The sequence below is a fragment of the Paraburkholderia podalyriae genome (assembly GCF_014397785.1).
GTDB classification, from domain to species: domain Bacteria; phylum Pseudomonadota; class Gammaproteobacteria; order Burkholderiales; family Burkholderiaceae; genus Paraburkholderia; species Paraburkholderia podalyriae.
Genome location: NZ_VZQQ01000004.1, coordinates 185,504 through 198,125 on the forward strand (window position 1 = coordinate 185,504; position 12,622 = coordinate 198,125).

The 12,622-nt window shown below is 65.7% G+C and carries 11 protein-coding genes and 1 pseudogene; 3 read left to right on the forward strand and 9 right to left on the reverse strand.

The annotated features are described in order from the left end of the window. Positions 1-12: 12 nt before the first annotated feature. Positions 13-972 (reverse strand): DUF2950 domain-containing protein, encoded by a 960-nt coding sequence (locus F6X42_RS06320; protein ID WP_187633376.1) that lies wholly within the window; start codon positions 970-972, stop codon positions 13-15. 9 nt (positions 973-981) lie between these two features. Next, on the reverse strand, positions 982-2,442 hold the full coding sequence (locus F6X42_RS06325; protein WP_246529980.1) for a DUF3300 domain-containing protein: 1,461 nt from the start codon (positions 2,440-2,442) through the stop codon (positions 982-984). Positions 2,443-2,791: 349 nt separating this feature from the next. Between F6X42_RS06325 and F6X42_RS06330 the strand changes: the two genes are divergently transcribed. From F6X42_RS06330 to ydiK, 3 genes are all read left to right on the forward strand, one after another. Beyond that, a complete protein-coding gene (locus F6X42_RS06330; RefSeq protein ID WP_187633377.1) occupies positions 2,792-3,265 on the forward strand; it encodes a glycine zipper family protein in 474 nt (157 codons plus the stop codon). Positions 3,266-3,308: 43 nt separating this feature from the next. Next, positions 3,309-3,896: a hypothetical protein gene (locus tag F6X42_RS06335; RefSeq protein WP_187633378.1), complete on the forward strand. Its 588-nt coding sequence runs from the start codon at positions 3,309-3,311 to the stop codon at positions 3,894-3,896. Positions 3,897-3,970: 74 nt separating this feature from the next. Next, positions 3,971-5,182 (forward strand): AI-2E family transporter YdiK, encoded by a 1,212-nt coding sequence (gene ydiK, locus F6X42_RS06340; protein ID WP_187633379.1) that lies wholly within the window; start codon positions 3,971-3,973, stop codon positions 5,180-5,182. 22 nt (positions 5,183-5,204) lie between these two features. Here ydiK and F6X42_RS06345 read toward each other — a convergent pair whose 3' ends face one another. The 7 genes and pseudogenes from F6X42_RS06345 to F6X42_RS06375 all read right to left on the reverse strand — a co-directional run bounded on the left by F6X42_RS06345 (position 5,205) and on the right by F6X42_RS06375 (position 12,615). After that, a complete protein-coding gene (locus F6X42_RS06345) occupies positions 5,205-6,224 on the reverse strand; it encodes a hypothetical protein (protein WP_187633380.1) in 1,020 nt (339 codons plus the stop codon). Between the two features lie 19 nt (positions 6,225-6,243). Beyond that, the gene (locus tag F6X42_RS06350) at positions 6,244-6,501 is read right to left on the reverse strand and encodes an RNA-binding protein (protein WP_187633381.1); all 258 of its coding nucleotides are present in this window, start codon (positions 6,499-6,501) and stop codon (positions 6,244-6,246) included. 32 nt (positions 6,502-6,533) lie between these two features. Next, positions 6,534-7,316 carry an enoyl-ACP reductase FabI gene (gene fabI, locus F6X42_RS06355; protein ID WP_187633382.1) on the reverse strand — a complete coding sequence of 261 codons (783 nt, stop codon included), beginning with the start codon at positions 7,314-7,316 and terminating at the stop codon, positions 6,534-6,536. A gap of 12 nt (positions 7,317-7,328) precedes the next feature. After that, positions 7,329-8,504 carry an acetate/propionate family kinase gene (locus F6X42_RS06360; RefSeq protein WP_187633383.1) on the reverse strand — a complete coding sequence of 392 codons (1,176 nt, stop codon included), beginning with the start codon at positions 8,502-8,504 and terminating at the stop codon, positions 7,329-7,331. 4 nt (positions 8,505-8,508) lie between these two features. After that, a pseudogene (locus F6X42_RS06365) lies at positions 8,509-9,513 on the reverse strand (phosphate acetyltransferase); the annotation flags it as partial. A gap of 34 nt (positions 9,514-9,547) precedes the next feature. Then, entirely contained in the window at positions 9,548-11,884 is a 2,337-nt protein-coding gene (locus tag F6X42_RS06370; protein ID WP_187633385.1) for a DUF3141 domain-containing protein, read from the reverse strand. Positions 11,885-12,015: 131 nt separating this feature from the next. Further along, positions 12,016-12,615 carry a PqiC family protein gene (locus tag F6X42_RS06375; protein WP_246529981.1) on the reverse strand — a complete coding sequence of 200 codons (600 nt, stop codon included), beginning with the start codon at positions 12,613-12,615 and terminating at the stop codon, positions 12,016-12,018. Between the last annotated feature and the right edge of the window lie 7 nt (positions 12,616-12,622).

A 12,622-nucleotide genomic window follows, 5' to 3' on the forward strand; every position in this document is an offset into this window, starting at 1 on the left:
CCCCGAAGCCGCTCAGAGCGGTTCCTTGACACGCTGCCACGTGCGATCCGGATTGAACTCGGTCACGGGCGGCGCATGCGCGCCACGGTCCTTCTGATAGATCACGCCGTTGTTGTTGACCACGAAGGTCATCACACCGCTCGTGCCGTAGTGCGCCGGATAAGCGACCATCGCGAAGCCCGCGATCATGTGCCCGTTGATCACATAGCTGAACGCCCCGCCCGGCGCGCTCTTGCCCTGGCGCGTCAGAATGCGGAACTGGTAGCCTCGGTAGGGATCTCCCGCCGCGTGGCCTTTCAGATATTCGGAGCTGGCGGCCACGAGCGGGCCGAATGGACTCTCCTCCTCGTCGCTGTTTTGGTCGGTGTGCCAATAGAGGCCGTCGTGCCGGCCCGGCGTGCTGGCCAGTTTTTGCGCGTATTCGAGCAGGCCGTCGTGGTTTCGGTCTTGCGACGCGTATTGGCGCTGCGCGTCGATATAGGCCTGCAGCACCTTGATCGCTTCGCGCTCGTTGGAGCCGATCCGTCGATTGATCAGTTCTTCTTCGCCCTGCTCCGTGGCGAAGTGCCACGTGCTCCCCTCTTTCACGATCGGCACCGGCATGGGCCACGCCTCGTCGCCGACCAGCAGAATCCGCCGGTTCGGTCCCCTGTCGTCGAGCACATGATAGGCGTCGAGCTCCTTGCTCGCCTTGGCCCAGTTCGCCTCGTTCTCCGCCTGATCGGGCGAAACCACGAGGCTTTTGTGCGCTTCGCCGAAGATCGCGACGAGCGCCGCTTCGTCGTCGGTCTTCAGTGCGCTGGACAGCGCGGCGACCGCGTCTTCCGGTGTGGCGAACGTTCGCTGCCCTTCGGCGAACGCGGCCAACGGAACCGACAGCGCGAGCACCATCGCGCACAGTCGGCGCGATGACGCGACACGCCGCCGCAAATCGTCGCGTGCGCGCTTTCCGGGGATGCTCTGCCCGCTCATGGCTGCTCCTTATCGCCGTCCGCCGCCGCCGCGGCCGCCACCGCCACCGCCGGCCCGCGGCGAGAAACCACCACCGCCGCCGCGTCCGCCGCCACCGCCGGAAAATCCGCCGCCGCCTTGCGCCGATTGACGGCTCGCCGCGCCGCGCGCGCTGTTGGCCTGCGCGTCGCGCGCCGAGCCGTAGCCGCTGAACGCGTCGCCGCCGCGCGACTGCGCCGCGCGCGGATTCGCTTCCCGTGTGCCCGCCGACGTCGCCGGACGCTGGCTCGGCTGCGGCCGCCCTTGCGCGCCCGCGCCACCGCCAGCGCCCGCGAAGTTCGCGCCCCCACCACCGCCCGCGCCACCGCCACCGCCCGCGAAGTTTGCGCCCGCGCCGCCGCCCGCACCGCCACGATTTCCGCCTGCGAGACCGCCGCCTGCACCTGCACCTGCACCGCCGCCGCGAGAGGGCGGATCGCCGACCCGTTGCGTGCGCGCCGAGCGGTCCGCGACGCCGCTGACCTGCCCCGGCTTCTTGTCCGGGGTCCACGCTGACGAGCCCCCTCCCTGCGCGCGACCACCGCCGCGGTTGATGTCGCCCGTGTTGATATTGCCGCGCTCGACGTTTCTATCACCACGCTCGACATTTCTATCACCACGTTCGACGTTTCTTTCGCGGTTGATATTGATGTTGTTGTTGCCGCCGCCTCCGTAATTCGTTTCATAGTGTCCGCCGTTCCACGCAGCGGTAATCGCCGCGCCCCAGATCAGCCCCGTCGCGAGTGCGGCGCCGGGCGCGTACGGATAGTAGTAGGCCGGATACGGCGTGGGCGCGTAGGCGTAGGTCACGGGCGCACTTGCCACGACGACGGTCTGCGGGTTGTACTGCGGGACGTAGATCACCTGCGGATCGGCCGGCTGGATCTTGATCACTTCTTTCTCGACGACCACGACCTGTTTGTCGTCGGATTTCAGATGCCCCGCCGACTGCGTTTGCCGCCGGAAGCGCTGAATCGCCTGGAGCACCGAGCTCTGATCGGCAACGACGGCTTCGCCTAGATTGATGGTCCAGTCGAGATCGTTGCTCATGTTCTTGACGATGTCGGGGTAATTCAGCAGCGCCTTCACCGGATCGTGCCACGCGTCGTTGAGCTTCAACGACTTGTTGGTCTTGTACTGATCGAGAAAGCGGTCGGCCTGGACGATTTCGACGGGATAAGTGGAGGCGGGAAGGATGATCGCGACCAGGTCGTCCGGATATAGCGCGATCGGTCCGACGAGTTTGTCGAGCGTCGCCGCGGGAATGGGGGCGTTCGGGGCGGCGTTCGCAGGGGCGTTCGCGGCCGGCGCCTGCGCCAGCGACAACACAGCGCAGAACGCGCCGCAGCACGCGAGAAGCGCCGCGCCCAGCACATGGCTGACACGTCGCGCGCGACTGTCGACCGTTGCAAACGGAATAATGCGTGCAAGAGCACGCGGATCGCGGTCCATCGATGCTTCCCCTCGCGCTTCGTCAGCGCCCCCCGGCTTGCCATGCTGCCCGGCATTCCTGAGTCGCCATGTTTGACAGACAGTTCTCCGAAGCAATGGAAACGACATGCACCTGTTGCATGCATACAGTTTGGAAACCAGGGACGGGATTGCAAATACGACCTTGGTCCCATTGCGCGCGACAGGCCTGCGACGCCATGATGAAAGCGAACCTGCCATTGCTGCGCGACCACCGCGCGGCAACCGGTCCCAGCAGAGTTTCCATTCACGGGTGCCGGTTGCGCCCTCACGCCTGAGTGAACAGGCAGCCGGCGACTTGCACCCGCGCGTGCTCACGCAAGGAGCTGTCGTGAATAAATCGACGAAATACTTCATTGTCGCCGCGTTGACCGCGTCGCTGTCGTTGGAAGGCCTGGCGCAATCGCGGCCGATTGCCTATCCGGCCAAAGGTCAAAGCCAGCAGCAACAGCAGCAGGACGAAGGCGCGTGCTATTCGTGGGCGCGCAGTAATACCGGCGTCGACCCGACCGCGGTCGCCAATGCCCCGCCCCCGCCTTCCGGGCCCGCGGTGGGAGGCGGCGAGCGCGTGCAGGGCGCCGCGCGCGGCGCGGCCGGCGGCGCGGTCATCGGCGCGATTGCGGGCGATGCCGGCAAGGGCGCCGCCATCGGCGCCGCGACCGGCACGATGGTCGGCGGATCGCGCGCGCGGCAGAACCGGCGCGCGGCCGCGGCACAGTCGCAGACGCAAACGCAGGGCTCGATGGACACGTTCAATCGCGCATTCGCCGCGTGCATGTCCGGGCGGGGCTACACGGTCCAATGAGCGCGCAAGCGCGCGTCCATTCGCGGCGTTCAAGGAGAGCAGCATGACAAACGGCAAACTCATCATCGCGGCGGCGCTCGTGTGTCTCGCGAATACGGGGTTCGCTCAGACGGAAGCACCGGTCGTGGTCAAGAGCGAGCCCGGCAAAGTGAGCATGTCGGGCACGGTCAAAACGACGTCGACTGTCGTCGGCATCGAGCCGGAAACCCGCACCGTCTGGCTCAAGGATCCGAAGGGCAAGGTCGTGCAGGTCGTGGTCGGCGAGGAAGCCCGCAACTTCGATCAGATCAGGGTCGGCGACGTGGTCAAAGCCGAGTATTCGCAGGCTCTGACCATCACGCTGAAAAAAGGCAACGCGCCGCTGACCGCCAACGAAACGCAAATGCTCAATCGCACGCCCGCGGGCGCGAAACCCGGCGGCTCGGCCTCGCGCGAAGTCACCATCATGGCGAGCGTGGTCGCCGTCGATCACCAGAGCGGCGCGGTCAGGCTGAAAGGCCCGCAAGGCAATACGGTGGACCTGATCGTGCAGGATCCCGAACAGCTCAAGCGGATCAAAAAAGGCGACCAGATGCAAGCGGTCTATACGGAGGCGGTGGCCATCTCCGTTGAGCCGCTCGCCAGCAAATAGCGGGCGTGCCCTGGCCCGCGCGCGTGAGCTTGCCGATCAGCTCAGCGAGCCACTCGGGAGGAACCGCAAACACAATGGCGGACACGGCCCAACGCCCCCCGCAGCCGGAGCCGCAGCCGCGGCCTGAAGCGCCGCGTCAATTGCTGCGGCCCACGATCGATCTCGCGCAGATCCTGCTGGCCATCGGCGCGCTGCTGTTGCTGATCGGCGGCAGCCTTTACATCGTGCATCCGTTCGTGCCCGCGTTGATATGGGGCACGACGATCGTCGTCACTACCTGGCCGCTGATGCTCAAGCTCCAGCAGCACCTCGGCGGCCGGCGCTGGCTCGCCGTGATGATCATGCTGCTGGCCGAAGTCGTGGTGATCTGCATTCCGACCTACGGCGCGGTGTCCACGCTTGCCGATCATGCCGACGACATCATGGACTTCGTCAAAGGCCTGCCTGACTACTCGCTTCCGTCGCCCCCGCGCTGGCTGACCGGCATACCGTTGACCGAGCACTTCACGCGCGAATGGCAACGACTGTCCGAAGCGGGACCGGGCGGCATGCTGGCGAGGATCGAGCCCTATGCCGCCGTGCTCGCCAAATGGCTGCTGGTTCAGATGGGGCTCGTCGGCGCATTCGCGTTGCATCTGCTTCTGATGATCATCCTGTGCGGCCTGTTGTACGCCAAGGGCGAGGCCGCGGTCGAGTTGGTGACCGCCCTGGCGTTGCGGGTTGCACCGAACAACGGCAAGGGCATCGTGCATCTGACCGGACAGTCGATCCGCGCAATCGCACTCGGCGTCGTCGTGACCGCACTGGTGCAGGCGTCACTCGGCGCGGCCGGCATCTGGCTCGCGGGTATTCCGTTCGCGGCGGTGTTGAGCGCGCTGGTATTCGTCTTGTGTCTCGTGCAGCTGGGCCCGCTGTTGCCAATGCTCGGCTGCGTGATCTGGCTCTTCATGCACGACTCGCAGCTGACGGCGATCGTGCTGCTCGTCTGGGCCCTCTGCGTGTCAGCGCTCGACAACGTTCTGCGGCCGATACTGATTCGCCGCGCCGTCGCGCTGCCGCTGGTGCTGATTCTCGCGGGCGTGCTCGGCGGCCTGATCGCGGTGGGGCCGGTCGGCCTCTTCATCGGCCCGGTCATTCTCGCCGTCACCTACCATCTGCTGCTTGCATGGATCGCGCTACCGAACCGCGTATCGGCGCCGGACGATCCGGCCGGTCTGGCGGAAGCCGCGCATGCCGCAAGCCTCGCTTCGGGGCCGGACGATCGGAGCGGAAAGGCTCTTTCATGAGCGAACCAAAGCACGGCTCGCGTCAGATCAGACGATGCGCATGCTGCAACGTGCTGCGGGGCGGCGCGAAATCGCCGCGCCGAAAGCGCACCGTCGAGAAGACCCGTATCGCGTTGGCACTCGCCGGCAGACGCGCAAGGCGAAACTCGATTTCGTGCGCGGGCCGCGTATCCCCCTCTGCCACGACGACGTTCATCCGGTCGAGCCGGAACGTGCTCTTCAGCACATAGAAATGTGCATCCGGCGCCGCCAGCACGCCGCAAACCAGATCGAGATGCCGCTCCAGCGCTTCGGTCTTCAGGCCCAACTGCGCCAGAGCGCGATCGTTCTCCTCGATCTGCACCTGCAGCCGCGCCACTTCCGCGAAATTCGACGGCGCGTCGCTGCCGAGCAACGAGCGCACGCCCGCCCCCTGCCGTTCGAGAATCGTCAGGCGGGTTTTCAGAAGCGCCTTTTCGCGTTGCAGTTCGTCCTGTCGCGAGGTATCGGCCTCGATCTTGGCGATGCCTTCGAGCACGAGCTGATCGACGATCCGCAGCACGATTTCCCGTCGCAATGCGGCTTCGGATTCGCCGCACACGCGCACCTGGTGATCGCTGAAGTTGATCGTCGTCTGCGCGATGTCGGTATGCGTCGCCTCGCCGTATTGCCCGACACCGAAAATATGTCGCTCGTCGATGGCCATGCCGAGCACCGCGAAGGCTTCGTCGGCAGCGGGACGATCGTTGAAAAATACGTTGAGTTCGTGCGAGCGGTTAAAGGGCGGACACACGTCGTCGGGCGTGGCGAAAAAGGCGTGGATGTATGGGTCCGACGCCCAGGCCGCCGCGTTCGCTTCGCGCGCGGGCGGCACTTCGTCGACGAGCCGGACCAGATAGGCGGTTGTGTGTTGCACGGCGGGCAGCAGGCGCGACGCGTAATTGCGCGCGAGCCGCAACGACGGACAGAGTCCAACGATTCGCTCGACGATTGCCCTCGCCTGCGGATCGTCGCTCGCTTCGGACCCGGCGCGCTTCGTCAGCCACCGCGACAGCAGACCCATGCCCGGCTCCCGTCGCCCGTCACGATTCGTCGCGCTCCGGCAGCAGCTGCGCGACGATCGTGTGGTTTTTCCAGAACAGGTTATGGACGCGGTTTTGCAGCACGCGCAGTCCGTCCCTGCTCACGGCGTCGAACACGACCACCGCGCCGGGCCTCGAGCCCGTGCCGTGCACCCGCTGGATCGAGCTGAAGCGCGGGAACCCGTACCGGATCAGGAACTCGCCGATCTCTTCGTCCGAGACGCTTTCCTCGACGTTTCCAAGAAACAATTCAGCCATGATGCTTACTCCCTAGGGTCTGTTTACATACCCTATGCCACGATGTTCAGTCCGCCGTCGATATACAACGTGGAACCGGAAAGCCGCCGCGCATACGGCGTGGCCAGAAACGCGCAGCTATAACCGACGTCCATGATGTCGGCCAGTTCGCCGATCGGCGCGCGCTGCACCGCTTCGTTGAGCAGCAGCTCGAAATCCTTCAAGCCCGAAGCGGCGCGGGTCTTCAGCGGCCCGGGAGATATCGCGTGCACGCGGATGCCGTTCGGCCCCAGCTCGAACGCGAGATAGCGTGCGCAGGCTTCGAGCGCCGCCTTGACGGGGCCCATCAAGTTGTAGTTCGGCACGACCTTGTTCGCGCCGTAATAGCTCATCGTCAGCATGGTGCCGCCGTCTTTCATCAGCGGCGCGGCAAGGCGCGCCATCCGCACGAACGAATGACAGGAGATGTCCATCGCGCTCAGGAAGCCTTCGCGCGACGATCGCAGCAGTCCGCCATGCAGATCCGCTTTCGGCGCCCAGGCAATCGCGTGAACGAGAATATCGAGGCGCCCCCAGGTCTTCTCGATCCGATCGAAAACGGCCTCCATCGCGTCCTCGCCCGTTACGTCGAGCGGCATGAAGATCTCGGCATCGAGTGCTTTCGCAATCGGTTCCACATGCGGCAGCGCCTTGTCGTTCGCATAGGTGAGCGCAACGCTCGCGCCGAGTTCGTGAAACGCCTTCGCACAACCATAGGCAATCGAAGCTTCGTTGGCGACGCCGGTCACGAGAGCCTTTGTTCCTTCCAGAATCAAACGCGATTGCTCGACAGACATGGTGAAACTCCTCTATGCGACGAAAGCGAGCGTATGGCGGGCGATCATCAGTTCCTCGTTGGTGGGCACGACCCAGACCGGCAGCTTGCTCGAAGCGCGGCTGATCAGCGGGCCGCCCGCCCGATTGGCCGCGTCGTCGAGTTCGGCCCCGAGCCACGCCGCATCGCGCACGATGCGCTCGCGGATCGCGACGGCGTGTTCGCCGATGCCAGCCGTCAGCACCAGTGCGTCGAGACCTTGCATCGCCGCGGCGAGACTGCCGAGTTCGCGCCCGATACGGTAGGTGTACACGTCGATGGCAAAGCGCGCGCGCGGGTCGGCGCTGTCGAGCAGTGCGCGCATGTCGCCCGAGAGGCCCGACATACCGAGCAATCCCGAGCCTTTGTAGAGCAGGTCCGCGATCGCCCGCGAATCCATCTGCAACTCGTCGAGCAGATACAGAATCACGCCGGGGTCGAGGGTGCCGCAACGCGTGCCCATCGGCAGGCCTTCCACCGCCGTGAAGCCCATCGTGCTGGCCACACTCTTGCCCGCGACCATCGCGCACATACTCGCGCCGTTGCCCAGATGCGCGACGACGGTGCGTCCGCCCGCCGCGGCCGGCGCGATCTGCGGCAGCACGCTCGCGATGTATTCGTACGACAGCCCGTGAAAGCCGTAGCGCCGCACGCCGCGCCCAGTAATCGACGCGGGCAGCGCATAGGCCTGCGCGGTCTCGGTCTGCGTGCGATGAAACGTGGTGTCGAAGCACGCGACCTGGGCAAGCTCGGGACGCAACTGCGCGAGGATGCGAATCGGTTTCAGGTTATGCGGCTGATGGAGCGGCGCGAGTGGGCTCAGGCTCTCCAGCTCATCGAGCACGTCGGAGGTCACGACGACCGGCCCGGCAAAGTGCTGCCCGCCGTGCACGACGCGATGCCCGACCGCCTTGAGCTGCTCGCCGCCGCCGTGGTCGCGTAAAAAACCGCCCAGATATTCGATCGCGCCCTGATGACCGAGCTGGTAGCCATCGCCCCATTCGTGCGAGCTGGCCTCGCCGTCGCGATCGGTCGCGCGAAACCGCGGGCTCGTGTAGAGCGCTTCGATCTGGCCGCGCAGAATCAGTTCGAGTTGCGCGTGTTGCGCGTCGAAGGCGCTGAACTTGAGGCTCGACGACCCGGCGTTCAATACGAGGATCACATCCGCCATGACGTCACCCCAGCACCTTGCCGGCCTCGCGCCGCGCCTTCGCCACCAGCGCGGCGACCGCGCACGACGCGAGACGCGTCGTCAGCGAATCCGCGCGGCTCGTCAGAATGATCGGCACGCGCGCGCCGAGCACGATACCCGCCGCGTCCGCGCCGGCGAGAAACGACAGGCTCTTCGCGAGCATGTTGCCCGCTTCAAGGTCCGGCACCATCAATACATTGGCGCGTCCGGCAACCCGCGACTCGATGCGCTTGATGCGCATGGCTTCGAGGCTGATCGCGTTGTCGAGCGCGAGCGGACCGTCGACGAGCGCGCCGGTAATCTGGCCGCGATCCACCATCTTGCACAGCGCAGCCGCTTCCACCGTCGATGGAATCTTCGGATTGACGCTCTCGGTCGCCGACAGGATCGCCACGCGCACTTCGTCCAGCTTCAGCGCGTGCCCGAGGTCGATCGCGTTCTGCAGGATGTCGACCTTCTCTTCGAGCGTCGGCGCGATGTTGATCGCGGCGTCGGTGATGATCAGCGCGTTCTCGTAGGCGGGCACGTCCATCACGAAGCAATGGCTGACGCGCCGCTCGGTGCGCAGGCCCCCCTCGCGGCGAATCACTTCGGCCATCAGCTCGTCCGTATGCAGGCTGCCTTTCATCAGGGCCTCCGCCTTGCCTTCGCGCACCAGTTGCACGGCCATGGCGGCAGCGGCATGGCTATGCGGCGCATCGACGATCGTGAAGTCCGATATGTCGATCTCGTGCTCCGCGGCAATCGCTTCGATGCGCGCGCGCGGCCCGACCAGCAGCGGCGCGATCAGTCGCATCCCGGCCGCTTCGACCGCGCCGTTGAGCGAACTCGGGTCGCATGGATGCGCGACCGCTGTCGGCAATGCCGGCAGTGTCTGGCTGAATTCGATCAGCCGCTGATACTTCGCGTGCTTTTCCATCGACGTATTCCTCTTGTGTACGGCGGGTTGGGTTCGCGCCGCGCGGCGCGCCGTGCTTACGCTTGTGGCGCGTTCACGTCCGGCCGCGCATCGCGCCGGTCGCTCACGCGCGAGTGCGGTCGGGCAAACGCGCGTCGCGCTTGCGGCTCACGCGCGGACCCAGCACCGCGCGGATGCGTTCGTATGCGTCCTTTTGCGCGGCGTCGGGCGCGGAGTTCAGCACGCGCTCGTCGCTCACCAGCTTGTCGAGCAGTTGCAGAAAGCGCTCGCGGTCCTCGCTGTGGGAAAGCAGCTTCGGCAGCGTGGCAATCGCCTCATCCGGTTCGAAGCTGACGATGATTTCCTGCTCGCCCCGGATGCGCCGCCAGTGATCGGGGCTGATGTCCGGCAGGTACTCCGCGTAACTTTCGGCGATCTCCTTGCGCAGCTCGAAGCGCGCGAGCGGCAACGACGCGCCCTTCTGCGACAACAGGAACGCCGCGCGCGCCAGCGCCTCCGTGTAGCCGCCGTCGCCGATCGCCTTGAGCGCCGTACGCACGAACGGCAGCTCGCGCGGATCGATCGCGCCGGCTTGCGCGGGCGTGCTGTCCGCGGACGGCTTGCTGAGATACGTCGCATACAGATTCGCGTACACGCTGAAGAAGCTGGCCTCGGTCGCCGCGTCGCGCATCGCGCGGTAATAGTCGAGGGACGCGCTGATCATTTGCGAGCCGTTGTGTTCGAGCTTGCTCCACGGATTATCGGCGGCGGTCCGCTGGCGATTGTCACGAACGGCTTGTGCGGCCGCCGGCAGCCAGCCAAGCCACGGGTTCATCGCGGACACGGCCCAGCGCTGCCAGCGCAGCGGATGAAACTGGCGCAGCATGCGGGCGCTCGTTTCGTTCGACATCGCCTGCACGAACGGCTGCGCGAGCAGTTCATACATGCGCTGATTCAGATTGGACACCGCCGCGACTGCTTCGAACGGCTTTTCGTCGATGCGGCCGAAGCGGTTCAGATGCGCGGCTATTTCCTCGAGCCGCCGCTCATGAAATTCGACTGCGTATTCGATCTCCCCGGCCGCGTTCCTGGCCTCGCTGATGGTCATGCCGTAAAGGCCCGGCGGAAACGTTTCGATGGTCTCGAGTACGGAGACAATCTGCTTGTGCTCCTTCTTCGCGACTTTCCCGGACACGAAGATGCCCAGATGCCCGATGTTTTCGTGCGTCAGACCGACGATCACCTGGCCGCGCGACTTGATCTCCTCGGTGCTGCCATACAGGTCCGCCACCCAGTTGAACGCCTGTTGAGGCGGCGTGATGTTGTCGCCCATCGACGCGAACAGGATGATCGGCGAGCGGATCTCACGCAGATCGAAAGTCTGGCCGCTGCTATCCGCTACTCCGCCCGACCACAGCTTGTTGCCGACGAACAGGTTGCGCGTGATCCATTCGATCTCCTCGCGATTCATCAGGTAGTAGCTGCCCCACCAGCGCTCGAATTCCAGAAAGCGGGGCGGCTCGGTGTCGATGTTCGAGAACAGGTGGTAGTACTTGTCCCAGAACGTGTTGGCGGGGTTAAGGTTTTCGAAGTTCTCCACCAGATACGCGCCGTCGAACTTGCCGTTGCCGAGATCCGCCGCGTACGACGCGAGCCACGCGCCGCCCATCATGCCGCCCGCGTAGCGCATCGGGTTGTCGCCCTCGCCTTCGCTCCAGGCCGCGCTCCAGTACGACATCGGTGCGCCGTTGATGACGATCGGGCCGGTCTCTTCGGGATCGGAACTGGCGAGCATCATCGCCGCCCAGCCGCCCTGGCAATTGCCGATGATCGCGGGCTTCGGACTGTCGGGATGCAGCGCGCGTACCTTGCGCACGAATAGCTGCTCGGCGCTGCACACGTCGAGCAGAGTCTGACCGGGCTCGGGATCACGAAAGAACACCACGAAGTAGACGGGGTAGCCCGCGCGCAGCGCGACGCCCGCCTGCGAATCGTCCTTGAAGCCGCCGATGCCGGGGCCGTGCCCGGCGCGCGGATCGATGATCAGATACGGACGTTTGCGCACGTCGACGCCCACGCCTTCGAGCGGACGAAGTTGCAGCAGCGCATAGTTGACCGGCCGCTCGAACGTGCGGCCATCGAGCAGCATGTCGTAGTCGAAATGCAGTACCGGCTTGGGACCGCTGACGCTGCGTTCGACGAACTCGTTGCCGCGCCGGTACAGCGTGTCCCAGAAGAGCAGCGAGCGCTGCGCGGCGTCCACGGTGTATTGCCATGCGTTGAACGGGTCGAACAGCGTGGCCGCGACGCTTGCCGGGACGCTGTCATTGTGATCGAACCCCAGCGTGTCGGTGACCCGCTCGTTCAGATGCCGCTGGGCGATTTGCGTGCGCTTTTGCAGCACGTGGGTGATTTTCGCGGCAATGTCCTGGCTATGTGACAACAACGTTTCAGCGTCCATCGGGCGACTCCTGAAAGGTGCGCTACACGATCGTCGCTCGGGAGCGCGCCGTGCATCGATTGAATCGTGGAGTCGGCCCCGGCCTCTGGCAATCGGACCAAAGTCGTATGCCCGCGACCCGGTCCGACGCGTCAATGAGCCGGGTTCGCTTGCACCGCGGCGGCGATGTCTCGACTCACCGAGGCGAGCGCGCGATCGTGAGCGGCGATGATCGGCTCGAAACCCGGACCGGACACGGTCTCGCGCGCGACCGACCGGCCGGTGACGGCGCGGCCGTTGCCCGGCGGGCGCACGGCCCATAGCACGTCGACGGTGACGTCGCGCCCCGGCACGGACTCGAAGCGCATCACGTCGACCCGCACGTGCCAGACCGCGGAAGGATCGCGTACCGCATCGAACACCGAAATCTGCTGCGAGTTCAGCAGCGCGCCGAGGTCGGCCGCGATCGCGCGGCCAATGCCGCCGTTCAGCGGCTGCGCCCAGCGGTCGAATTCGTTGACCTCGACCTCGTTGTTGCCGATCCGCGTGACGATCTGCGGCCGGTCCACCACGTCGGGTATCGTGACCGGACCGATCACCGCCGCGATGGGCGGGCTCGCGCCGGTGCTGGTCAGCGACTCGTCGGGGCTGAGCGTGTAGAAGTTGGTCGTTGGCGACTTGCAGGCGCCCAGCAAAGCGCCGACGAGCGCGAGAATCAGGCCGGCCGTCAGGCGGCCCATAAAGCGGGCCATCGCATAT

What these genes read in the sequence shown, in the direction of transcription:
- F6X42_RS06370 (WP_187633385.1), bottom strand. Translation starts at nt 11,884, where the DNA reads ATGGACGCTGAAACGTTGTTGTCACATAGCCAGGACATTGCCGCGAAA.
- F6X42_RS06360 (WP_187633383.1), bottom strand. Translation starts at nt 8,504, where the DNA reads ATGGCGGATGTGATCCTCGTATTGAACGCCGGGTCGTCGAGCCTCAAG.
- F6X42_RS06350 (WP_187633381.1), bottom strand. Translation starts at nt 6,501, where the DNA reads ATGGCTGAATTGTTTCTTGGAAACGTCGAGGAAAGCGTCTCGGACGAA.
- F6X42_RS06375 (WP_246529981.1), bottom strand. Translation starts at nt 12,615, where the DNA reads ATGGCCCGCTTTATGGGCCGCCTGACGGCCGGCCTGATTCTCGCGCTC.
- ydiK (WP_187633379.1), top strand. Translation starts at nt 3,971, where the DNA reads ATGGCGGACACGGCCCAACGCCCCCCGCAGCCGGAGCCGCAGCCGCGG.
- F6X42_RS06325 (WP_246529980.1), bottom strand. Translation starts at nt 2,442, where the DNA reads ATGGACCGCGATCCGCGTGCTCTTGCACGCATTATTCCGTTTGCAACG.
- F6X42_RS06335 (WP_187633378.1), top strand. Translation starts at nt 3,309, where the DNA reads ATGACAAACGGCAAACTCATCATCGCGGCGGCGCTCGTGTGTCTCGCG.
- F6X42_RS06320 (WP_187633376.1), bottom strand. Translation starts at nt 972, where the DNA reads ATGAGCGGGCAGAGCATCCCCGGAAAGCGCGCACGCGACGATTTGCGG.
- F6X42_RS06345 (WP_187633380.1), bottom strand. Translation starts at nt 6,224, where the DNA reads ATGGGTCTGCTGTCGCGGTGGCTGACGAAGCGCGCCGGGTCCGAAGCG.
- fabI (WP_187633382.1), bottom strand. Translation starts at nt 7,316, where the DNA reads ATGTCTGTCGAGCAATCGCGTTTGATTCTGGAAGGAACAAAGGCTCTC.